This window comes from Marinitoga sp. 1138, from assembly GCF_013363265.1.
GTDB lineage: Bacteria > Thermotogota > Thermotogae > Petrotogales > Petrotogaceae > Marinitoga > Marinitoga piezophila.
In genome coordinates this window covers 1-24,590 of record NZ_LBFA01000002.1, presented here as the reverse complement: position 1 = coordinate 24,590, position 24,590 = coordinate 1, and the positions used below count along the sequence as shown (strand labels likewise).

The window sequence follows — 24,590 nt, the reverse complement described above, 5'->3', positions numbered from 1 at the left end:
TAGCTCCCTGACGGGAGCTATTTTTAATATTGAAATATTTTCATTGATTTTACAGAATCCTTTCCAAGTAAGAAAATCACATCTCCTGTTTTATCAACTAAAGCATATTTTATATCGTATTTTAAGTTAAAACTATAAACTTTATTCAAATTTACACTATTCCATATTTCCACATTACCGCCTTTACCGGAAACAATAAAATATTTTTTCAAAAGAGATGGTGAAACGTTATACACACCTTCAAATGATTTAAAGGAAGTTAAAACATTTCCATCTTCAATATTTATTATAGAAATTTTTCCATCAAATTCTGCTGCAATAAGATATTTGTCATTTTTTAACAATAAGATATCTGTAATTGTATTATTGAATTTAACCTTCCAGATTAACTTACCATTAAATTTATCAATTTTAGAAACCATACCATCTAATGTTGAAATATAGATAGCTCTGTCATTTACACTAACTTTTGTTATTTCTTCTTTTAAATCAACAAGGAGCTTTTTCTCTGTTCCGGTAATTACATATAAATTGCCATTTTTTAAAGCTACATATACCATTTTATTTTTCGCTGTTAAATAGGTTATGCCGTTTTTAAAATTAAAGGTATAATCAATCTTCTTTGTAGTAAGATTATAAACATTTAATATACCTTTTTCATCACCAGAATATAATAACTGATCTTCATCATCAAAAGCAAGTGCCGTGATTTTATTATCGTGATTGTAACTATCAAAACCTTCATTGGTTATATCTGATACAATCATAACCATTTTGTCATTTCCATAAGCAAGAAGATTATATTTACTTAAAGCTATAGCTTTACCTATTACATTGCTTTTTAGATCCCAATTTATTTCAGGATTTTTCAAAACGTTTTCTGTAGTTTTTTCTGAAACAACATCTATTAAATCTATATCGCTTTTGTTCTGCGGTTTAAATGAGATTTTTCTGTTTTCTTTTGTATAATTTCCATATAATATTCCATCCTTTGAAAGAACAACCATTGTATTTTCGTCAGGAATTTTTGCATAGGTTAAAATTGAATCCTTTGAAATTGTATGTTCTCCAAAAATGCTTGTTACATTTATATTTGCTTCATCACTACCTGTAATATCTCCAAAAAATTTCATTCCATTTTGCAATACAAAATATGTATATTTGCTTTCAGGTTTTTCCATACCTCCAGAAAATCCGTAAATAGCATTATTTAATAAACTCAAAGTTCCATAGCCAACATCAAAGAAATAATAATCATTTACCTTTTTTATGAGTTTTTCATATTTAAATTCATAACCATTATAAAGTTTTAGAGTATATGGTTTTTTAAATTCATATTTCGGATATGAAATACTTTTTATTACTGATAAATCAAGAGCACCTTGCCCTAAAACAGGAATATTCAAAAACAATTGATTATCTTTAGCTTCAAATATATTACCTTTAATTTCAGTATAATTATCCCCTAATGTTATTTCAAAGTTAGTGGGCTGTTCTTTTCTTGTCCATTCAACATCTGGAACCTCTGGATGTGCAACATTTACAAACTTTAGCTTTGAAACATCGTTTAATATTAATTCACCAATATTCATTTGAATATTAGCTGTTCCAGATGCATAAGAAGTTAATTTACCTTCAAAAATCTTATCATCAACAATTACTCCATAATCAGACGTTGTTTTTTCATCAAAAGAAATATATAAAACATTATCAAGCATTACTGTCATTATCTGATTAAAAACTTTCATTTTTACAACGCCATCTTTTATTTCAATGATTTCTGTTGTAACAGTATTTCCATCAACAGACTTTAGTAATGCTCCATACCCCATCCCCATAAATACCATAGTCAAAAACAATACAAAAAACTTTTTCACATAAACTTCCTCCTTTCTCTCCCTCACTTTATATTAATTTTATTATATAATAACCAATAACAATTGAAAAAATCTGCAATATCAAAGAGTTTTCCAGATAATTTAATTTAATAGATAATGATTTCGTTTTCAAATTGGAAACAGCAAGTGAAACTATTAAAGCTGTAATGGAAATAATTAAATCAAGTTTGGTAAAATGATATTCAACAATTCCAATTAATGGAATAATAGAAATTAATATAGTTGAATAATATATTTTTTTTGATAGTTTTAAAGCATTTATTATTTTTATTGAATACATCGCTGTTGTAAATGCTGATATATACAATAATATCTTTAAATCCCCATGGATACCTATACTTTCTTTTACAAAAAATCCATGTGATGGAAAAATTCCTGATAAACCAAAAATACTGAATATAGCCAGCATTTTATTTATATCGTAATTATTTACATCTCTCAATAATATTATACTACGAATATGCGTTTTTTCATAAATTCTTCCAACATTGTAAAAAGCTAAAGATTTATATATCATATGCATAATAAAAAACGGAATAAAAAGTTCTTTCTTTTCAGCTATAATTATCATTGCTAATCCCATTTGAGATATCGTCGAATATGCAAGTATCCTTTTGGCATCATTTTCCAGAAAAGCTAAAATACCACCAATAATTAAAGAAATAAAACCATAAATTAATAAAATTTCTTTTATTTCATTATAAAATCCGTCATATAAAGCAAAAGAATATATTACATAAGTTCCAATTGGTGCAATGTAACCTGATAAAACCGCGGAAATTTCAGAAGAAGCTTCAGAATGTGCTGTTGGTAACCATGCAGATAAAAAAATCATACCGCTTTTAACTAACAATCCAGTAACAATAAGTGAAACAGCTAAAGGATTTGGTTCTTTTGAAAATGCTATATGTAAATTCAAGCTTCCAGTTTGTGCATATATTAGACCAACTCCTATTAAATAAAAGGTTAATCCAATATAACTCAAAAACATATATTTTAAACTTGCCCATATCCTTCTTTCATTTCTTCCTATTCCAATTAGCAAAAATGAAGATATTGAAATTAATTCTAAATGAACATATGTATTAAAAAAATCTTCTGAGGTTAATATACCAATGAGCGTACCATTTATAATAAGCCAGAGTGCCGTAAAGATATTATCATGACGTCTTGCTGAACGCCAATATATTATAAACATCATAATATTGAAAAAGAAGGCAACAACATACATTTCTCTCGGAAAATAGATTTCTATTCCGTTAAATCTATTCCAACCACCTGGAAATATTCTTTCTTCTTTTCCAAAGAACATTAAATACGTATTTAATGTAATAAGAAAAGCATAGGTTATATAACCAATTTTTTGATGGTGATGTCTGGAAAGATATGCTATAATTCCCATTGATACAGGAAATAAAATCAATAAAATAGCCATTATTTTTCTAACTCCTCTTCTATAATTTCAACATTATGAGTTTTAAATTTTTCTGCAAGTATCATAATATAAACAAGAGAAAGTGAGATTGTGGCAAAACCAATAACAATAACAGTTAATAAAAACGAATGTATTAACGGATCTGAGAAATTTTCCCTAATTTGCTGAGATATTATAGGTATATTTTCATCATAGGCTACAAAGGTAAAAAACAACAAAACACCAGATTGAAAGATACTTAAAAAAAATAATTTAATTATTAAGTCTTTTTTTATAATAATTCCCAATAATCCTAAAATGATTATTATAAATGAGAATATTATGTATACATAACTCATTATAACAGCCCCCTATGTTTTATAAACTGATATAATATTGTCCAGGAGCCACCAAAAACCTCAAAAGCAATAAAAGAATTTAACATTATAGCACTTCCACCACTGAAAAGCGAACCTGGTTCAAATTTTGGGAAAAAGTTTATAAAATATTCACCAAAAAAAATCTTTCCAATTACTGCATATATAATTATAAAAAGCGGCACTAAGACTTTTATTTCTTCAATATGAGATTTTTCAAATACTTCTTCAATATCCTCATATTTTTTTACCAATGCCAATGAAAGAACGCCTGTTCCTAAAATAATTCCAGAATTAAATCCTCCACCAGGGTATAAATGACCTGTAAATGTATTATAAAAACCAAGAAGAAGTGTTATTGGAAACATAACAGGTGAAAAGACTTTTAACACAACAGATGGTTCGGAAAATTCATATTCACTTTTTCCAAAGAATTTCATAAAATATGAAATTCCAATTATAGTAACTGTAAAAACAAGAATTTCAAAGAAAGTATCATAAAATCTATAATCTAAAACTATTGCAGACACAATATTCAAAGATCCGTTTTCATTTAAAACGTTAATTCCATAATATTGATTTTTTATAAACTCATGAGGAACTTCAACTATTAAAATATAAAAGAATAAGCCAAGTGATAATAAAGAAAGAAATAATTTTTTCATCCCAGATTCCTCCGGATTATATTTTCATATTCTTTTGAAGATAAGAAACCTTTTAAAAACCTGTTAAATTCATCCTTTAACGCTTTATTATTTTTTGGAAATAGTGCTATATAACCTGAGCTTTTATATTCTTCTGGAGAAATATTTTTCTCTTTTCTCAAATAAGCTTTTAATCTTAAGTAATCCATCAAATTTTTATTTTCAAAATCTGAAAAAAGCATTTTAAATTCTTCTGGTATTTCTTCATTGACTATAAATAATTTTGTTGGAAGATATTCTTTGGAAAACAATAATTTTAATTTTTTGGGATTTTCAATACTTATTCCGCCAATTATCATATCCAGGCGTTCTTTTTTTATATTGTCCAAAAGATTATTTTTATCCATCTTTACATATTCTACATCAAAAAAAGAATTTTCAGAGAAATTTTCAATAAGTTCCTTTTCAAAACCCGTTAGTTTTCCATCAATTTCTTCAATTAAATACGGTGCTTCTATATACCCAACTCTAATTTTAGACCTTGTTTTTATTGCGATAATATAGACAAAGATTATAAATGCAGAACCTATAGTCATTTGAACTGCAGCAACATCAGGTGCATTAAAAACAAAAAAAACACCCGATAAAATCGTTCCAAATGATGCATATATCAGGATTGCTTTAATATATTTTTTCACAAAAAACATCATAATTGCAAGAATTAGTAAAGAAGTCAAAAGTACAATTTCAATCATTATCTCTCACCTTAACCTTATTTTGTGCAGCACTGTGAGCAATTGCATGAGATAATACGGGACCTATTAATAATATTAAAATACTTATAATTAAAAAACGGAATATTTCGTCCTGATACTTTAAAGCAAAACCTATTAGTACTGTAAAAGTTCCTACAGTATCTGCAATACCTGCAAATTGAATTCGCGTATATAAATCTTTTTGGTTTAGCATTCCTATACTTCCCAATAATATTAATATCCCGCCAACAATAAGCAATATATTGCTAATCATTTTTTCCACTCCGTTCAAGAAACCTTGAGATAATTACAACTCCCCATAAATTTAATACCAGAAAGATTATAATTATATCAATCATTACATAAAACTGTTTATTTATTGCATAAACAATAGATAATATAGAAATTTTAGATGACATTGAAGCAAATGCTAAAACTCGATCCCACGCTGTGGGACCGAGTATAAGTTTTATTATCATTAATATCAAAGAAATTAAAATTAATATATCCAGAATTATAAATATCAAAACAATTCACCCTTCCATACATTGTTTGGATTGTGTGCTTCATCGGGTGATTTATCAACTTTATGGATTATTAAATGATTATTCTCTTCAAAAATAAACATTGTTCCTGGTGTTAGGGTAATGCAATTTGCTATAGCAGCTTTCTCAGAATCAGTTTTATTATTTACATCTACTGGAACAAGCCCAGTATAACTTTTTTTTATTAGAAAAGGTAACATCTTAAATGTTGTTTTATACATCTGAATAATTCTGCCAATGGCTGATATAAATAATTCTACAACTCCTTTAATTTCTTCTTTTAGAAAATATTCAGAAATTTTCACAACAGCAATAGAAATAATTATTCCAAGAGATATGGATATATCATTTAATGATCCTATAAACCCTAACCAGAGAAATAATATAAATAAGTATATCATTTATAACTCTCCATTAATTTTTTTATTGTATCAATAACCTCTTGTTCAGTTTTTTCAATATTATCTGTATTTATACTAAACCCAGCAGCTCTTGGGTGGCCACCGCCACCAAAATGTACAGCAACTTTTGAAACATCAAACCATGATTTTGATCTCATACTAACATGAAACTCATTTTCTTCAGCTTCGGTAAATGTAATAGCTACTTCTACGCCTTTTATGGATCTTAAATCCCCAACAAATGATGGTGAATCCTTTGGTTTAATATCATATTTTTTTAACATATCCAATGTAATATGTGAATATGCAATTGTATTGTTATAATCCAATTTCATTACATCAAGGAAATCTTTATATAAAAGTATATGTTCAAGAGGTCTATTTTCAAGAATCATATTACTTATAAATGCAATATCTCCACCTTTTCCAACAAGCCATGCAACATCTTCAAAAACTGTTGCATCAGTATTTGAGTATTTAAAAAATCCTGTGTCTGTAGCAATTCCTAATAAATTTGCAGTTGCCAATTCTTTATCATACTCAACACCTAACATTTTATTTATTCTCATAACCATCTGTGCAGTTGCACCATACATTTCAACCCAATTAATATTTCCAAAATATGTATTAGTTGCATGATGATCAATTACTATACTTCTTGCAAACTTAAAATGGTCATAGACCCTACCTATTCTGTCAGGCGAAGAAGCATCCACTGAAATAATTAATTCAGCTGGAAATTCTTTTATACAATCATACGATTTTATTTTATCCTTAACTCCTGGAAATTCTTCAAGATACGCTGGGATTTCATAATCAATAACCCCTCTTACATTCTTTCCTAATCTTTCCAAAGCAATAACCATTGATAATACTGATGATATATCATCACCATCTGGCATAATATGTCCAACAACAAGAATATTTTTTGCTTTTTCTATTTCACCAACTATAGCTTCTATATTTCTCAACATCCAATCACCTCAAAACGTTTTAATTGCTATTTTTACAACTTTAGCAAATTTATGTTTTATTCTTTCAGCAACTTCCATAACTTCCTTATGATTAAGTGGCTGAGGCAAAATACCTGCTGCCATATTAGTTACTGCAGAAAAAGCAACGGCCTTTATGCCACAATGATTTGCAGCAATAATTTCCGGCATTGTTGACATACCAACAAGATCACCTTCTAATTTTTCAAGCATCTTTATTTCTGCAGGTGATTCATAAGATGGACCTAACATCCAGCAATATGTTCCTTCCTGAATCTTTATTTTCTTTTCTTCAGCACCTTTTTCAATTTTATCAAGCCATTTTCTATCAATTGGTGTTGCCATTGATGGAAATCTTGGACCCATTTCGTCAATATTTGGACCAATTAATGGATTCTTAAATGTGAAATTTATAAAACTTGTATTAGCTACAATATCTCCAGGATTATATGTTCTATTAACTCCACCTGCGGCATTAGTTAATACAAGTCCTTCAACGCCTAGTTCTTTAAAAACATAAATTGGAAATACCAATTTACTTAACTCATGACCTTCATATGCATGAAATCTTCCTTTTAAAGTGATAACAGGTTTCCCTTCTAACATGCCAATAACCATTTTTCCTGCATGACCCTTTACTGTAGACTGTGGAAAATGCGGAATATCCTTATAATCAATAATAATAGGATCTTCAATTTCGTCAGCGATATATCCTAATCCAGATCCTAAAATTAATCCAATTACCGGTTTAATATCTGATTTTGATTTAATATATTCTGCTGCTTCCTGAATTTTCTTATACATATAAATTCCTCCCTTTCATATTCGTTTTAGTCTTTACTTAAATTTTATCACAAAAATATGGCGATTTTACTATATAAAAATTTATTTTTGATATAATACTATTAGAAAACATTCCATTATGGAGGTGAAATTATGTTAAATGAAAAAAAAATAATAGAGTTTCTTGATGATTTAAGCGCCAAAACTCCTACACCTGGCGGAGGAGCAATGGCTGGCGTTTGCGGAGCAATTGCTGCATCGTTGGGAATAATGGTGTCAAAATATTCATTAAAGAAAAAAGGACTTGAAGATTTTCAACCAATTATTGAAAAATCTCTGGAAAACTTTTTAAAATGCAAAGAAAGGCTTATTGAACTTGCTGAAGAAGATATGAATGCATATCAAGGGATAAAAGATGCCTTTAAATCAAAGGATAAAGAAAAAATAAATATTGCTGTACGAAATGGTATAGAAACAGCTTATAAAATTGCAAAATGCGGCTATGAAATTTTAAATAATTCATACAATATTGCAAAATATGGAAACCAAAATTTACTTTCAGATGCTATCATAACAGGATATTATGCCTGGGCTACGTTACAATCAGGTCTAATCCTGGTAAAAGATAATATACAATATTTATCAGATGAAGAATATAAAAAAGAATTGATTGAAGATATCAATGAATTTACTGCTGAAACTGATGGATTAGTAAAGAAAATTAGAGAATTATTTGAAGAGAAAAATATTAAATTATAGGAGGATTTTTGATGCTTGAAGGACCTTTAAAATATGAATTATTACACAAAGATAAACACAGTAATGCACGAAGAGGAAGAATATATACACCAAATGGGATAATTGAAACACCAGTATTTATGCCTGTTGGAACTAACGGAACAGTAAAAGCCTTAAAAAACTCAGATTTAAAAGATATTGAAGCAGAGATAATACTTGGAAATGCTTTTCATTTATTTTTGAGACCGGGATTAGAAGTGCTTAAAAATGCTGGTGGATTACATAAATTTATGAATTGGGATAGGCCAATATTAACTGATAGTGGAGGATTTCAGGTATTTTCTTTACGAGATAGAAAGATTTCTGACGAAGGGGTGCTATTTAGATCACCGCTTGATGGTTCGAAAATTATGATGACTCCTGAATTATCTATGGAAATTCAAATGACAATAGGTTCAAATATTGCCATGGCTTTTGATGAATGCGTGGAAGCTGGTGCTGAAAGAAAATATGTTGAAGAATCAGTAGATAGGACTTTTGAATGGGCTAAGCGTTCATATAAAGCTCATACTAAAAAAGACCAGGCTTTATTTGGAATAGTTCAGGGTGGATTCCATGAAGATTTAAGGGATAGAAGCTTAAAACAGATTACTTCAATTGATTTTGACGGTTTTGCACTTGGAGGATTGTCTGTTGGAGAACATTATTCTGAAACCGAAAGAATATTAAAACATTCAGGACCAAAATTACCTGAAGATAAGCCTCGATATATAATGGGAATTGGAACACCTTTAATAATATTAATGTCTGTTGAAAATGGCATGGACATGTTTGATTGTGTTCTTCCAACAAGAATGGGAAGGCATGGAACTGCTATGACCTGGGAAGGAAAGGTGAATTTAAAAGCAGGAAAATGGAAATATTCAACTGAACCAATAGACAACAAATGTGATTGTTATGCATGTCAAAACCATACAAGAGGTTATATTCACCACCTCATAAGAAAAGATGAAATACTTGGTAAGATATTATTGAGTATTCATAACCTTAGATTCCTTATTAATTTTGTAAAAGAGGTACGAAAAGCTATAGAAGAAGATAGATTTCTCGAATTTAAAGAAGAATTTTTATCAAATCCAAATAATGTTTATTAATACAATCCCCACTCATTACGAGTGGGGATTAATTGTATAATATGTATTTTTTCCGCTGCCATTTCTTTTAAGTAATCCTTTTTCAACATATTCTTTTAAAATATTACGCGCCTGTCTTTCTTTTATATTAAGGATTTTTTCAACATCACTCCTTGTGATTTTCCCATGTTCATTTAAAAATTTTAATATATCCTCGTTTATTTCCGGCAATTTTCCGGCACTTTCCGGCAATTTTCCGGCACTTTCCGGCACTGTATTTTCAAAAGCTTCTTTATTTTCTATTATCTTATAAATAATAACTTTAAAATATCTTCCGTCATCAATAAACTCTGGCTCCTTTATTATAACATGGATATCTTCTTTTTTAACTCTTCTTCAAAGTTTTTGTTGTATTCAACCTCAATTATTTTTCCATTTTTCAAGCTTATAATATATCCTTTTAACGGATTTCCAAAGTCTTTTAAAAGATACATATAAAATTGCAATTGGAATTTATAATCTTCTATTTTTTCAGAATTGTTCAATTCTGAATATTTATAGTCCAGAATTTCAATATTATTTTCTTCATCAAATATTACCCTATCTGGAACACCAAAAATCATATACTCTTTATTATCAATCAACAACCTTTTCACAAGTCGCCATTCAGTTTTGAACCTTTTAGCAGAAAATAATCTTTCAATTAACGCATTATTCAATTCCTCTGGAAGCTCTCCAGTTTCGATTAAATTCAATATTTGACTGAAATTACCAACACTTTCCATTAAATTGTGTAATTCCGTTCCTTTTAATATACTTTCTTCATCAGAAAAGAAATCATCTGCTGTGATTTTTATATATCCTTCTTCTGTTAAATCATCTGTTGTTTCTTCCTTTTTTAATTCATTGATTATATATGTTGGTGCTATATATTTTTTATATGCAAATCCTGTTAAATCACTTAGTTGTTTCTCTTTTATATCACGCGATTTTTCAGAAACTTCTTCATTTACAGATATTTCATTATTTTCAAGCTCTTCTAATGCAATAATATCTCGCTTGTCTTCGTATTGAAAATGCATAAACAAATCGGCTACATATTTATACTTTCCATCATCATTTTCATCTTTTTTCTTTTTTGTTTTATTTTCCTGAACAATAGGAATTATAGGAATTAACATTTCTTTTGGCCTTGTTATTGCAACATACATTAACCTTAAAACTTCAGTATCTTCAAGAAATTTATTAATATCAAACTTTTTTGAAAAACCTTCTCCAAGTTCCACATTAATTTTTTCTTTATCTGTTAAAGGAAGTTCTATATTTTTAACTGTCTTGAGGAATAATTTTTTTAGAATAAAATATCTTACATTGTCTTCTGGCAATGAAAATTCCGTTTCTTCCTTACTTAAACTGACATTTTCACCTGTTTCTTCTTCTGAATTTAAATTTAGCTCTTTACCAAGGCCACCAAGTATTACAATAGGAAATTCAAGGCCTTTTGACTTGTGGATTGTTAATACTTTTACAACATTTTGTTTTTCATCTTCTATAGCTGCTTCGCTTTCTGAAACTTCCGATGTCTTTTTTAATAATTTTATTAATTCCGCAAATGAAACAGCAAGTGTGTTATATTGTTCAGCTTCATTGATAAGTTTTTTTACATTTGCTATTGCATAATGTGCATCAGACATCAGTGTTAATTTTGATAAATAATTTGTTTCTGAAATAAATTGTTTTAAAATATGTGTTGGTTTTAAATAGTATTTTAATTTCACATATCTTTCCAGAACTTCAAATGCTTTTAATTCTTCAGGAGATAGTTTATCTTTATTATTGCTTACTACTTCATATAATGAACTATATTTTTCCTTATTTCCTTTTTTTATTTCTATGAACTCATTTAATCTTTCAAATGTCATACCACCAATTAATGACATCATATATGCTGAAAAATTGAAGTCATTACGAGGATTTTGAACGGCATTTAATGCAGAAAATATGGTCTGAATTTCGTTTTTATCATAAAATGATTTACTTCCAAGAATATAAAAAGGAATATTATATTTTTTAAATGATTTTCTTATTTTATCTTCTGAAATTTTTAATTCTCTCAATAATACAGCAATATCGCTATATTTTATTTCTCTTTCTTCAAAAATAATTTTCCCATTTTCTCTTTTTCTAAATTTCATTTTTTTACCAATTAATGATTGAATAGTTCTGGCAATTGTTTCATATTCAATATTCTTTTCTTCATCTGACTTTTTATCATTTTTCTTTGGTTTTATGTACGTTACATATTTTATTCTTCTTTTATCTGTTCCATCTTTTGAAATTGAAGGAATAATATCATTTTCATCTCTTGCTTCATATTCAGAATAATCTTTGTCATCACTAAATAGCAAATTTTTATATATATCTCCATATATATCCTTTACATTTTCATATACTCCAAGCAATTCATCACTAAACAGCACATTTTTTGAAATTTTATTGGCAAACTCAACAATTTCTGCATTTGAACGTCTATTAACCCTTAATTGAAATTTACTGTTTTCTTCAAATTCATTTTCTGTAACTGCAAATACAGAAACATCTGCACCTCTAAATCTATATATTGATTGTTTCCTGTCTCCAACATAAAAGATATAATTTTCATCTGTATGAATCTTATCAAATAATGCTTTTTGAAGGAAATTGGTATCCTGATACTCATCGACTATTATATATTTAAATTTATGCTGATACTTTTCTTTTATATTTTCATCTTCAAGTGTTTCCAACGTTTTGGCTAATACACCTTTAAAATCAAATTGAAATTGATCTTCTGTATATAAGTTATATATTTCCTGCGCTATTAAAACAGCATTTTTAAAGAGCCATAATACCTTATTATAATCAGGATTAGGTAAATCATATTCAGGAATTTGACTCATTTTCATTTCAGTTCGCCAATTTCTTAATGTATCCAATAAAACTTCCTTAAATGTATCGATTTTTAGCTCCTGAAGTATAAACTTCAATGCAACAATGAAATTTTCTTTATTTTGAATTAACTCATTTATAATTTTTTTCACTGTCTCTCTTCGTTCAGGCGATAAAAAGAATGTAATTTCTTCAATATTTGATTCTTTGTCTTCTATAATATCTTCATATATCGAAAATATTATTTTCAATGTATTATAGACAGATTTTTCTATTTCAATTCCCATTCTTAATTCATTGATTATTGTAAAATTTGGATCAACACCTATTGCTATATTATTTTCTCTCAATATTCTCGAGCAGAAACTGTCTATTGTCATTATCCATGCACTATTGAGATTTGTTTTTATCTGACGCCAATATTTATAATTTTTTCCTTTATCTAACTTTTTATCAATCTCCTCCAAAATCCTTTCTTTCATTTCTCCAGCCGCTTTATTGGTAAAGGTAACAGCAAGAATATTTTGAACAATATCTGGATTATTTTCTTTTTCGTATTTTTCCAGTATGGCAACATAATATTGAGTTATAGTATATGTTTTTCCAGTACCTGCAGAAGCTGAAATAAAATAATTTTTATCAAGATTCTTTTTCATTTCTTCTATATTTAAAACTTCAGGCATTTTCTTCACCTCATTATTTAGATTTACGTTTAGCTTTTAAGTGATCTCTATTTTTTAAATTAATATATTTTCCAAATCCCATAATCTTACATAATGAATAATACTCACATTTTATTGATAATCCGTTAGGATTATCATTACCTTTACATGCATAATATTTTTCATTACTATTTCTCACATTGTATCCTTTTGATTTTAAATAATCTAAAAATCTAAATTTTAGTTTTTCATCATCATTAATAAAAACAGGATAAAATTCTGAATTTTTAATGGCATCTACCACTTCATTAAACCAGCTTTCAAATTCTTTTAGTGATATTTGATTATATGAATTTGAATTTCCAGAATATTTTATATACAAATCGTCATTTTTTATTTTAATCCATATTAAAGCGTCAGTTTTATTAAAATCCTTTTCTTTCATTGGAAGGAAGCTCAAAAATACGGATTTTTCTTTTAATTTTTCTTTCCAATCAGAATTGCTTAATAATATATAATAATAAAATAATAATTGTTCACTTTGGAAACTTTTACTATTTTTATAATCTATTATTGAATATGCTTCCTTTTCTTCTTTACCAACAGGAATCAATTCATTCTTTGACTTGTCAATATCAAAAATCACATCTTCTTCAAGAATATCGATTCTATCAATCCTTGCAAAAAGATCATAATTTTCATATTTACCGGAAACAGGAAATTCACTTTTCAATACTTTTTTGTATTTTACCCTCTTCTTTTGTTCGTCTTTAATCTTTGAATTTTTAAAATAAATATAAGACTCTATCAATCTTTTTATCGTAAAGATCAAATCCTGTGATATATCCTCAATCTCCACTTCTTTTACAATCTTATACGATTTCAATTCATCTACACCTGAATTATCCCATTCTTCATAAGCAATACTTTTAATTTCTTCATATAATTTTTCTTCGTCTCCAATAAGGCTATAAATGGAATTATATGTTGGATACTTATCAAATAATTTCTTCATTATCTTATGCTTTAAATTACCTACATAGAAAATAGAAAAGTCCTTATTTGCCCCTATTCTTGCTATATATTTCAGATAATATTTAAATGGGCAATCAACATATGTGGATATCTTATTATGACTGATATCCCCAATAGGATATTTGGTATCTAATACCCAATTATAATTATCCCTTTTCTCTTTTAATTTTTCAATTTCTGAAATAACTTCATTAATTTCATCAAGATTGGATTTTAAATTATTATAGGTAAAATACAGAGCTGCCTGTTCAAGAGAATAAATTTCGTCCGTGTTTTCAGGAATAATCTCTTCGCTTTTTATAGCAAAAGGATACTCTCTAATTTCAAATAATTTTTCAAAATCCTTTTCATATGAAGAACCAAGAATTTCCTCTCCAGATAACGTGGCTTTTGGATATGTAAATATCACATTATCAGCAAAAAGCATTGAAATATACATATTTTCCCTAAATTGCAATTCAGAAATTTTTGAGTAATTATTTTCTTTTGTAATAGAAGATAATAACGGATTTATATGTACAGAAGGATAATTCATATCCGTAAATGAAACAAATATTTTATACTTTTTATGTACAAACCTGGAATCATTAAGTGAAAATATTTCCACTGTATTGGAATATCTTTCTGAAATTCTGTATTTTTCCGTTTCTATTAAACTGGAAAGAATATTATAGAACTTTGAAAGTTTTATTTTTCCAGGTATTAAATGTTCCAGATTTTTTTCTAATGTAAGCAGCAGTTCATGAAATTTATACAATGCATTTAATTCACTTTCAACCTTATCAATATTTTCTACTTTTATTCTTCCTTCTTTAATCCATGTATTTAAAAGTTCCCTATAATATGTAAGCTCAAAATCGTTTTTATCTATTTCTTCCAGTAAATCAAACAATGTTTCAAGTATCTTCTCTAATTCTTCCAATTCGGCTCTCTGTAATTCCAATCTTTCTTTTTCATCGGAATCAATTAATTCTTTATCTATTTCTTTAAGACGCTTTGAAACAACACTCAACCACTTTTCTTTTCTCGATTTCAAAGTTGCTTTTGGAAAGTCATAATAAAGGTTTAATGTTTTTAAAAGCGATTCTATTTCATCAATTGATAATGAACGTTCTCCGCCATAACCTGCTTCTATTAATGCAAGCAAATCTTCAACCTCATAACCGGAATATTTTGTTTTTAATGGCAATAATAATTTAGATACCATTACACTTTCTGAAAGTGGCATATCGTTTTTTAATCTATATGGAACCTTTAATTCTTCAAAAAATTCTGCAAATGCATTGGCAGTTTGTGAATCTGGAACAATTATTCCGAAATCATCAGGTTGATAATTCTCGTATATTATTTTTCTTTTTATTTCTTTTGCAATATTTTCAATTTCAAGAACAGTATTCTTAAACACGCCCTTTTGAAAAGTTGTATTTAAAAATAATTCCTTTAAACTTTCCTTTTTATAATTTCCAGAAAAACCTTCATTTTTCAGGAAATAAAGAATATTTTCAAGACTTTCAAACGACTCATCATCAATAGGATTCCACGCAAAAAAGATTACATTATCAAACAGATTAAACAATGTTTTTAATACTTTATTTAATATTGGAGGAATATCAAAAAATCCACTTATAACAAGTGTTTTTCCAAGTTTTTTTTCAATTTCAGGCAATTCCTTATAGAACCATTTATAAATACTAATCTGATCATAATTTTTCCCATTGTTTTTTGAATCGTCAAAAGTTGTATTTAAGATATCTTCTAATTTTTCTTCAAGATGTTTATACAGTTTAAAGAGATTATTATCACTTTCCATATCTTTATCTATTTCTGAATACAACGGATGATTTTCAATAAGTTTTTCATCTTCAATTCTAGATATTTCCCATTTCTTTTCGAAGATTTCAAGCAAATATTCAATGGCCTGTTTTGATTTTGCAAGTGTTTTTACATATTTTCTAAACTCTATATTATTTTTTTCTTTTTCAATTAAATCTTCTAATTCCTTGGCGATATAGGCTTTTAAAAAATCTCTGTCTATAAAAAGGGAAGTTGGCTCATATCTTCTAAACATCTCAACAGCATATTGATTTATAACCCTAAATGCATCTCTATTGATAGTCTTATCAACTTTTCTTGCAACACTTTCTGCAATTTGCTTTACATAATCACCAGAAGGTCCTAAAAAGAGAAAATTCATAGGATCTTTCTCATATAAAGGCAATATAAACTCAGCAATTTCATCAAAGTGATTTTTATTTAAATTAATTAACTTCAACTCTTTCATATCATTCCCCCGTTTTTATAGAATTTTTTATATTATCCTGATTTTCATTAATTTTATTATTTCACTTCCTCAACAAACTTAGCTTCTTTTCCAACAAAGATTATTATGAATTTTTTTTGCTATATTAAAATTATACCATACTAAAATTATAAAAATCCCTTCCGAGTTTTGTCGGAAGGGAGATATAATAAATCTTTTATAGAATTCTTATTTAATTACAATCTCAACCTCTTTCTTATCAAAGGCAATCGCAACTTTTATTATTTTTTCTATTCCATAACTCTTGATTTCTGCTTCATAATTCTTTTCTTCTATTTGTTTCATTCCTTTTTCTGCACATTCTTTTAAGTTTTTATCTTCGTCTATATCTAATTTTTTGAATTCAAATATTATTCCTGGCTTGCTTTTCTCTTTTGGAATCAGTATTAAATCTGCTCTTCCGTATCCTGATTCTCTATTGCTTTTTATTATATATTCTCTTTGTAATCCCACACTCATTCCCAATATAAGTCCATGGTAAAATCTTTCCGGTTCTTCTCCGCTTACATCAAAATAACTTAATGTTCCTTCTACTATCTTTTTAAATTCCTCTTCAAACTTTTTTTTCTTATTATTTGTTAGCAACCAGATTATACTCTTATAATCTATTCTATTTTCTTCTAATATATTCACCACTGTTCTTTCAAAGAAGCCTTTTGTCTCTTTGTTTGTTATTCTCAATGTATATTCTGGATTTTCTTCATCTCCTTTTTTATCTATCCAGGTTAAATATCCAGTAAATAGAAATAATGTCCATACGCTTTCTTCTACATTGACATTTAAATCTCCATATACCAAATTTTCATTTATTGTTGTTGTTACTGTTCCACCTTCTATTAAATCATACATCTTTGCTTTTATTTCTGCTGTTCCTTTTGCTATTAAATCCTTTATTAATTTATTCCCGCTGGTGTTTATCCAATAATTCTTTATTTTCTTTTCATATAATAAATTCATTATTGAATATGGATTATATATTTCCAATCCTCCAAAATTAAATCCATTATACCATTCTATTATCTTTTCTTCTTCATATTCCATTCCATAATATTTCAATGCTTCATGTAATTCTTCTTTTGTTAGTCCGAATTTGTCATTGAATAATTCACTTAATACCGTTGATACTTGAAGATTATTCACACCTGTAAATATGCTTTCTTTTGCCACTCTTGTTATTCCTGTTAATACTGCTTTTTCTAAATACTCATTATCTTTTAATGCGCTTCCAAGTATATTTCCTATGAAGTTTATGAATTCATTGTAATATCCATTTAGATATGATTGTTGTATTGGTGTGTCGTATTCGTCTATTAATAATATTACCTTTTTACCATGATGCTTGTAAATAAATTCTGTTAGATTTTTTAATGATGATTCAAATATTGTATCTTCTTTTGCATCTTTCTCTTCATCTGTTTTTCCTGGAATTTCCTCTAATTCTAACAATTGTTTTATATATCTTTTTTCCAGTATATTTAATTTATCGCTTTCCAGTAAATATAGATGTTCTGAATATATCTTTCTTATTAATGCTTTTACTTCTATTTTCATTGAAAGTAATTTATCTTTTTTTGTGTCTTTAAAGGTTATAAATATAACAGGATATTTATTTAAATACCTTTCTATTATTTCCTTTTCATTCCAGATTTTTAAATCTTTAAATAAATCCTTACTATTTTCCTTCATTGAAAAGAAATGCTCTAACATGCTCATATTTAATGTTTTTCCAAATCTTCTTGGTCGAGTGATTAATATTACATCTCCACCTTCTAATATATCTTTTATAAGCATGCTTTTATCCACAAAATACATATTGTTTTCTATTAAACTTTTAAAATCGCTTTTTCCGAGAGGAAGTTTCTTCAATTTTTCCATTCTTTCACCCCCACGGTGTTATTATACCATACTAAAATTATAAAAATCCCTTCCGTGCTTTGTCGGAAGGGGATTTTTAATTTTTAATTAAATATTTTTTTGTTATTTGTTTATAACCAACATACATAAATTCCCACGAATATATAAATCTATCCATTTTACAAATTCACTTTTATGTTAAATTTTATTTTTCATTCCTCATATTCTATTCCGTGTTTTTCACACCATTCTATAGCGATTTCTTTATATTTTTCTGTTTTATAATCGAACCATTTTTCTCTTAGACCTAATCTAAAAATTTCATCTTTAAATCTTCTAAATGCTCCTCTACCCCTAATTGCATTTAATAATATTTCAGAAGTTTCGTCATCAACCATATAAATAGAAAACTTTTTCATGATCATATATTCATGAATGTCATATTGTGATGGTATTGGAATATAATTTTCCGGATGACTTAATATATCCTCTGCCAATTTTAACTGTTCCTTTTCCCATTCATCGGCTTTTGAATATATATTATCATAATCATCCTCAGCATCTTGAAGATATTCGTCTTCAATCATAATAAATTCTCCATTTTTTTTGTTATAATATGTAGTTGTTTCCGCCATTTGAATTTCCATTTCTCCAATAAGATCATTTATATTAACTTTAATAATATCCCCCTTTTTTTACTATATTTTACATTCTTTTATTCCACCACTTCAACCAACTTAGCTTCTTTTCCAACAAAAATTATTATGAATTTTTTCATTCTTCCGTTTTTTGAATTTAATTCATATGACTTTTTGTATCTTTCTATCTGTTCTCTCGCCTGAACGATTTTTTCCTTGAATTTACTTTCGGTATATTCGTTCTGTTTTATGTATTTTACTTCTATTATTGCTTCATATGGCACTTCTTCATATCTTTTGAATATTGCTATATCCACATATCCACCTTCTACTGGATATTCCATTTTTACCATTGCTAATGAGGTTAATACTAAATAACTATACATTAGTATTTTTATATATTTTTCATCAAATCCCATAAATATTCTGTTATCCAGCTTCTTTAATATATTTTCTATCTCTTTTACAAATGGTTCTATTGTTCCTTCTGATAATAGACTTATTATTGCATCTTCTATTTTACCGGTGTCTATTATATCTGTTAATTTTTCTTCTATATATTCTGTGAAATAATCTGAGAATATCTTTCTCATTGAATAATTGGGTATTTTTAAATATGTTATTATCCCTTCTTTTTCAAATGTCATAAATCCAAGATAGAATAATAATGATTTTATGTCTTTTATGTCTATCCTTTTTCCAGGATTGAATATGGTGGTTAATTCTGTTAATTCCGTTCTTCCTGTTAATAGTATTTCATTTAATAGATTCCCTATTATCCTTTTTGAGCTTTCTTTTTCTTTTTCTTCTTTTGACAAATCTTTATTATTTTCTATCGCTACTCCTAGTAATTCCCCTAAATCAAATAGGTTTTGTACTTTTTTATAATCACTTAATATGTTGTCGTCTATTATTTTTTCCGGTGGTTTTTTCCCCCTTTGATATTTTATTATGAAATAAAATACCATATCAGGGTTATATACTGTTTCTTTTGCATCTGGATTGAACTTATAGCCATTATAATTTTCTTCCATTTCTTTAAGTAATTTATCTGAATATATTTCATAATATTTTAATAATTCAATTACCTCTTCTTTTGTAAATCCAAGCATTCTATTAAATTCTTTTTCTAAGGTTATATTCATTGTAATATTAAATCCACTGGTTAATGAGTCAAGCATAATAGGGCTTACCCCTGTCATGAATATTCTTTTTATTATTGTTTTTGTTCCTTTTTTGATTTCTTCATAGAATTTCCTTACAAATCCATGTTTTGTTACGCTATCTCTAAACAAGTCAAGATTAAAACTCAATAATTCATTGGCAAAATGGTCATATTCATCTATTAATAAATATATTGGTTTGTCTAAAATATCTTTCGTATCAGTTAAAAAAGCTCTTATTATATCTGCTGGTTCACTATATTCTTCTTTTATTGTTAATTCTAAATCATATCTATTATTGAAATCTACAAGTGAAGCTATTACATTATTTTTAAAACTTTTTATTAATATATCCTTGTTTTCTGTTTGTATTCCTGAGAAATCCATATATAATATGTAATATTCATTTTTTAATGGTGTTGGATTTTTGCCGATATATAAATCTCCAAATAATTCTTCAAATTTGTTTTTATAATTAATATCATAATATTTTCCAAGTGTATCTAAAAACAATGTTTTTCCAAACTTTCTTGGTCTTAAAAAGACTATATATTTTTCATCTAAATTTTCTAATTTTTTTATATATTCTGTTCTATCTATATAATAATAATTATCTTTTCTTAATCTTTCAAAATTTTGTTCTCCATATGGTATTTTCTTTTTCATTTACCCCACCTCTTAAAAAGTATTATGGATTTTCTTTGCTATATTAAAATTATACCATACTAAAATTATAAAAAGCCCTTCCGAGTTTTATGAACAACCTTATGCCAAATAAACAAGTAAATTAATTAAAAACTAAACAATTTAAAGTGCTTATTTCAAATACTCAATTAAAGTTAAACATTTCAATCTTTTTTTGCTATATAAAGATAGTATAATAAAAAATATGTAAATAGGAAAAACAATATGTGGAGATAACGATAACAATACCAAGGAAAGGAAAAGAAAAGGGAAAAATAAACAGGTTCTTGACAATCTGAATAGAATTTTTATAAAACAATATATAAAAGAGAAGAGAATGAAATCAAAAATTGGAATGATGTTGAAGATATAACCTTTTACAACGAAAAACGTTTCCAAAAAAGATTAAAGTGCCTGACTCCAACTGAGTATCGGAATCAAGCACTTCATATCGCTTAATTTTTAATTAATTTACCTGTCTACTTGACAAGGGGCTGTTCAGATGATAGAGTGCCTATTTACAGAACAAACGATTAAAAAGAAAATTCAAAATTCTGTATATATTAAACTTTGAAAAGTGAATATTTCTTAAAAGATTGCACTAAATTGTGCAAAAGGAGTGAAAACTCAAAAATTAGCTTCTTAAAAAACAAAAAGATTATTAAAAAAATTATTCAAACAATTTTTAATATCTCATTAAAAATTATAACTCTAATATTTTGATTTCACAAAGTATTGAATTTTCTTGAATTATTAAGAATAAACATCATATTTATTCCTAAATATAAATAATCTCTTATAACCAACTATAATTAATTTACACAGTATTTTGGATAGTTCTGAAAGTTTCGATTTATAAAGAGTTTTTGTATTCATTTCTTATTTCGTCTATGCTAATCATATTATTATTTCTTATAACATACCAATATTTATATCCATTCAATCTATGTGCTTTACCATTAATAAATTTTGCAGCTGCTGAGTGCATATCTAGTAATTCCCCATTTAATAAATCAACTTTTCCGTCTTTGGTTAAAATAACGTATTTATCTTTGTCTTTTTTAAAGTACAATTTTTCTCCAACAATTAATTTTTTTGATTTTATTAGATCTTTAAGGTATATCCTAGGTTCCTTCTTATCAAAAATAGCTTTTTCAATATCTCCGATCATTGGTAATATGCATCCTAATCTTTTCTCGCCGTATTTACAATATTTTTCATCTTTTTCTATCATTATGTAATGTCTTCCCATTTTTTTTGCAACTGCAGCAGTAGTCATTGTGCCTCCAAATGGATCTAATATTAAATCTCCTAATTTTGTACTAATAGCTATTATTCTATATAGTAATTCTTCGGGTTTTTGTGTCGAATGTAATTTTTTTCCATTTTCATCTTTTAGTCTTTCATTTCCTTGGGCTATTCCAATTCTCCATACTGACCCTAATTGTTTTCTAATACCATTATTATACTCAAAATCACTTACAGTATCCGTATTTAAATGCTTAGCTGTTTTATAGTTAAATGTATATTTACTTTCTTTCGACTTTACTGCCCAAATAAGTGTTTCATGACTATTAGTTAATCTTGTTCCCCTAAAATTTGGAGTTGGATTCTTTTTCCACCAAATTACATCATTAATGAACCAAAAACCTAATTTTTGCATTATCGCACCAATTGTATATATACATTGCATTCCTCCAATAACCCAAATAGAACCATTTTTTTTCAATATTCTTTTTGCTTCTTTTAACCAATTGAATGTAAATTTTTCATAATCTTCTAATGTATCAAACTGATTATCCCACTCATCAGTAACTCCATTAAATTCATATCCTTCGGTGCGAATCAATCTCTTGTTTTTATCAATTCTCATCCAATAAGGTGGATCGGCAAATATCATATCTATGGATTCATCTGGTATTTTTTTTAATTCCATTAATGCATCACCATTTATTATAATATCTTTTTTCATTTTATCATTCCTTTCAAAAATATTATTTGCTATTAGCATAACATTTTTATCTAAAATTATGATTAAATAATTTTTAAAAGTAAAAAATAATCCGGCTATTTGCCGGTTCTGATTTTTCATTTTTTTATATATAATTTTTTGCGGGGTGATTGAAAATGAAAAATAGTATTAATTATATTGAAATTTTAAGTAGATTAAAGCATGAAAGAATAAAGAAAAATATGACACAAGAGGAATTAGCTGAAATATTAGGTTGTTCTCCTAAAACTATAAGTGATATTGAAACAGGAAGAAGAAACCCTTCATTTAAAATGTTTATTAATATTTGTTATGTGTTTCATGCTGATATAAATTACATAATATTTGGTGAAAAAAACAATAAATAAGGAGGGAATTTAATGAATTATTCTGATTTTAAAAGATTTTATTTTAAACATGTGTTTCATAATTCACTTTTAAAAGAAAATTATCATAATAATTATGTAAAAAATTTAAATTACACATTATTATTTAGTATTTTAGACAAACCGCAAAGATTTTCAAGTAAATTCAGGATAACTAGTCCAAAATTGAAGATTATGCAATTTTTAACTCAAAAAGGAGAAATAGATTTTGGAAATGCTTTAGAAGATGTTATAAATAAAATTTTAGAAGATGAAGGTTTTGAAAAAAAGAATAGAAAAATAAATGATATTTCTGAAAATACTAGAAATAAAAAAGACTTAGATTTTCATTTTGAAAAAAATTCTAAAATTTACTTTGGAGAAATAAAAATAAGAGATGATCATGATTCTACTAAAAGAAGAGGACAAATAGAAAATTTCTTTAATAAATATGAGATTCTTAAACAACGAAATGAAAATGCTTCTAAAAAAATAATAGGAATTATTTTTTTTATTGATCCTTCTTTTAAAAAGAATAAAAATTTTTATGAACGTATAATAAATGAAAAGAAAGAAAAAAGTATATTCGATAAAAGTGATGAAATACTTTTAAAATATGGAAAAGAATTTTTTGACTATTTAAATCTTTCAAACTATTGGGAAGAATTATTAAATTGGATAAAACAATTAAGAAAAGAAATGGAAGAAGAAATCCAAAAAATTGATTTTGATAGTTATATTGATTTCGAGTTATTTGATAATATTTCAAAAAATGAAATGCCTAGTCTCACAAAAAAAATTAAAAATTTATTATCTGAAGATATTTGGGAATCTGGATTAGCACAAGAAATATCCAAAAAAGGGATTTTTTGGAATGAATTAAAAAATTTTCTAGATCAAAAATCAAACGAAAGTTTTAAACATTTAAGCGAACAACTTGAAGAAAAAATAAAAAAATATTATTAGAAAATTATAAGTATAATCAAGCGATAATTTAACTATAAAACTTTCAGAACTATCCAAAATACTGTGTAAATTGGTTATAGTTAGTTATAAACAATTATTTGCATTTGGAAATAAATATGACATTTATTCTTAATAATTCAAGAAAATTCAATACTTTGTAAAAGCAAGATATTAAAGTTATAATTTTTAATGAGATATCAAAAATTTTGGGACTATCCAAAATACTGTGTAAATTAATTATAGTTGGTTATAAGAGATTATTTGTGTTTAGGAATAAATATGATGTTTATTCTTAATAATTCAAG

The 24,590-nt window shown here is 26.8% G+C and carries 22 protein-coding genes; 5 read left to right on the top strand and 17 right to left on the bottom strand.

Going from position 1 to position 24,590, the window contains the following annotated elements; genetic code table 11:
• Positions 1-23: 23 nt before the first annotated feature.
• Genes XO11_RS01290 through XO11_RS01245 form a run of 10 tightly spaced genes read right to left on the bottom strand, consistent with a single transcriptional unit; the run spans position 24 to position 7,830 of the window.
• The gene (locus XO11_RS01290; RefSeq protein WP_014295710.1) at positions 24-1,877 is read right to left on the bottom strand and encodes a PQQ-binding-like beta-propeller repeat protein; all 1,854 of its coding nucleotides are present in this window, start codon (positions 1,875-1,877) and stop codon (positions 24-26) included.
• Between the two features lie 28 nt (positions 1,878-1,905).
• Positions 1,906-3,333, bottom strand: a complete 1,428-nt coding sequence (locus tag XO11_RS01285; protein ID WP_014295709.1) for a complex I subunit 5 family protein — start codon at positions 3,331-3,333, stop codon at positions 1,906-1,908.
• A complete protein-coding gene (locus XO11_RS01280; protein ID WP_175418031.1) occupies positions 3,333-3,671 on the bottom strand; it encodes an NADH-quinone oxidoreductase subunit K in 339 nt (112 codons plus the stop codon). Before XO11_RS01280 ends, XO11_RS01285 begins: the two co-directional genes overlap by 1 nt.
• A complete protein-coding gene (locus tag XO11_RS01275; protein WP_014295707.1) occupies positions 3,671-4,354 on the bottom strand; it encodes an MnhB domain-containing protein in 684 nt (227 codons plus the stop codon). Before XO11_RS01275 ends, XO11_RS01280 begins: the two co-directional genes overlap by 1 nt.
• Positions 4,351-5,088 (bottom strand): transporter substrate-binding domain-containing protein, encoded by a 738-nt coding sequence (locus XO11_RS01270; RefSeq protein ID WP_175418030.1) that lies wholly within the window; start codon positions 5,086-5,088, stop codon positions 4,351-4,353. Before XO11_RS01270 ends, XO11_RS01275 begins: the two co-directional genes overlap by 4 nt.
• Positions 5,081-5,362, bottom strand: coding sequence for a monovalent cation/H(+) antiporter subunit G (mnhG, locus tag XO11_RS01265; protein ID WP_014295705.1), 282 nt, complete (start codon positions 5,360-5,362; stop codon positions 5,081-5,083). The genes XO11_RS01270 and mnhG overlap by 8 nt, the downstream gene beginning before the upstream one ends.
• The gene (locus tag XO11_RS01260; RefSeq protein ID WP_148265118.1) at positions 5,355-5,567 is read right to left on the bottom strand and encodes a monovalent cation/H+ antiporter complex subunit F; all 213 of its coding nucleotides are present in this window, start codon (positions 5,565-5,567) and stop codon (positions 5,355-5,357) included. Before XO11_RS01260 ends, mnhG begins: the two co-directional genes overlap by 8 nt.
• A gap of 44 nt (positions 5,568-5,611) precedes the next feature.
• Positions 5,612-6,034, bottom strand: coding sequence for a Na+/H+ antiporter subunit E (locus XO11_RS01255; RefSeq protein WP_014295703.1), 423 nt, complete (start codon positions 6,032-6,034; stop codon positions 5,612-5,614).
• Positions 6,031-7,008, bottom strand: coding sequence for a bifunctional oligoribonuclease/PAP phosphatase NrnA (locus XO11_RS01250; RefSeq protein ID WP_014295702.1), 978 nt, complete (start codon positions 7,006-7,008; stop codon positions 6,031-6,033). The genes XO11_RS01255 and XO11_RS01250 overlap by 4 nt, the downstream gene beginning before the upstream one ends.
• A 9-nt stretch (positions 7,009-7,017) precedes the next feature.
• Positions 7,018-7,830: a purine-nucleoside phosphorylase gene (locus XO11_RS01245; protein ID WP_075780132.1), complete on the bottom strand. Its 813-nt coding sequence runs from the start codon at positions 7,828-7,830 to the stop codon at positions 7,018-7,020.
• Between the two features lie 132 nt (positions 7,831-7,962).
• Between XO11_RS01245 and XO11_RS01240 the strand changes: the two genes are divergently transcribed.
• Positions 7,963-8,568 (top strand): cyclodeaminase/cyclohydrolase family protein, encoded by a 606-nt coding sequence (locus XO11_RS01240; protein WP_014295700.1) that lies wholly within the window; start codon positions 7,963-7,965, stop codon positions 8,566-8,568.
• An 11-nt stretch (positions 8,569-8,579) separates the two neighbouring features.
• Positions 8,580-9,701, top strand: a complete 1,122-nt coding sequence (tgt, locus tag XO11_RS01235; protein WP_014295699.1) for a tRNA guanosine(34) transglycosylase Tgt — start codon at positions 8,580-8,582, stop codon at positions 9,699-9,701.
• 15 nt (positions 9,702-9,716) lie between these two features.
• On the opposite strand, the gene XO11_RS01230 is transcribed toward tgt, so the two are convergent.
• From XO11_RS01230 to XO11_RS01205, 6 genes are all read right to left on the bottom strand, one after another.
• The gene (locus XO11_RS01230) at positions 9,717-9,953 is read right to left on the bottom strand and encodes a hypothetical protein (protein WP_041638412.1); all 237 of its coding nucleotides are present in this window, start codon (positions 9,951-9,953) and stop codon (positions 9,717-9,719) included.
• A gap of 89 nt (positions 9,954-10,042) precedes the next feature.
• The gene (locus XO11_RS01225; protein WP_175418029.1) at positions 10,043-13,291 is read right to left on the bottom strand and encodes an exodeoxyribonuclease V subunit beta; all 3,249 of its coding nucleotides are present in this window, start codon (positions 13,289-13,291) and stop codon (positions 10,043-10,045) included.
• A 13-nt stretch (positions 13,292-13,304) separates the two neighbouring features.
• Complete coding sequence (locus XO11_RS01220) at positions 13,305-16,586, bottom strand: PD-(D/E)XK nuclease family protein (RefSeq protein ID WP_175418028.1); 3,282 nt, start codon at positions 16,584-16,586, stop codon at positions 13,305-13,307.
• A 207-nt stretch (positions 16,587-16,793) separates the two neighbouring features.
• Complete coding sequence (locus tag XO11_RS01215) at positions 16,794-18,500, bottom strand: AAA family ATPase (protein ID WP_175418027.1); 1,707 nt, start codon at positions 18,498-18,500, stop codon at positions 16,794-16,796.
• Positions 18,501-18,691: 191 nt separating this feature from the next.
• Entirely contained in the window at positions 18,692-19,126 is a 435-nt protein-coding gene (locus XO11_RS01210; protein ID WP_175418026.1) for a UPF0158 family protein, read from the bottom strand.
• Between the two features lie 68 nt (positions 19,127-19,194).
• A complete protein-coding gene (locus tag XO11_RS01205) occupies positions 19,195-20,946 on the bottom strand; it encodes an AAA family ATPase (protein WP_175418025.1) in 1,752 nt (583 codons plus the stop codon).
• A gap of 336 nt (positions 20,947-21,282) precedes the next feature.
• Here XO11_RS01205 and XO11_RS10695 point away from each other — a divergent pair, with 336 nt between their 5' ends.
• Positions 21,283-21,423 carry an IS3 family transposase gene (locus tag XO11_RS10695; protein WP_175418062.1) on the top strand — a complete coding sequence of 47 codons (141 nt, stop codon included), beginning with the start codon at positions 21,283-21,285 and terminating at the stop codon, positions 21,421-21,423.
• A gap of 394 nt (positions 21,424-21,817) precedes the next feature.
• Here the strand turns inward: XO11_RS10695 and XO11_RS01195 are convergent, their stop codons facing one another.
• Positions 21,818-22,936, bottom strand: a complete 1,119-nt coding sequence (locus tag XO11_RS01195; RefSeq protein WP_175418024.1) for a site-specific DNA-methyltransferase — start codon at positions 22,934-22,936, stop codon at positions 21,818-21,820.
• A 155-nt stretch (positions 22,937-23,091) separates the two neighbouring features.
• Here XO11_RS01195 and XO11_RS01190 point away from each other — a divergent pair, with 155 nt between their 5' ends.
• Positions 23,092-23,322, top strand: coding sequence for a helix-turn-helix domain-containing protein (locus XO11_RS01190; RefSeq protein WP_175418023.1), 231 nt, complete (start codon positions 23,092-23,094; stop codon positions 23,320-23,322).
• 12 nt (positions 23,323-23,334) lie between these two features.
• Positions 23,335-24,285: a hypothetical protein gene (locus XO11_RS01185; protein ID WP_175418022.1), complete on the top strand. Its 951-nt coding sequence runs from the start codon at positions 23,335-23,337 to the stop codon at positions 24,283-24,285.
• The last annotated feature ends 305 nt before the right edge of the window (positions 24,286-24,590 follow it).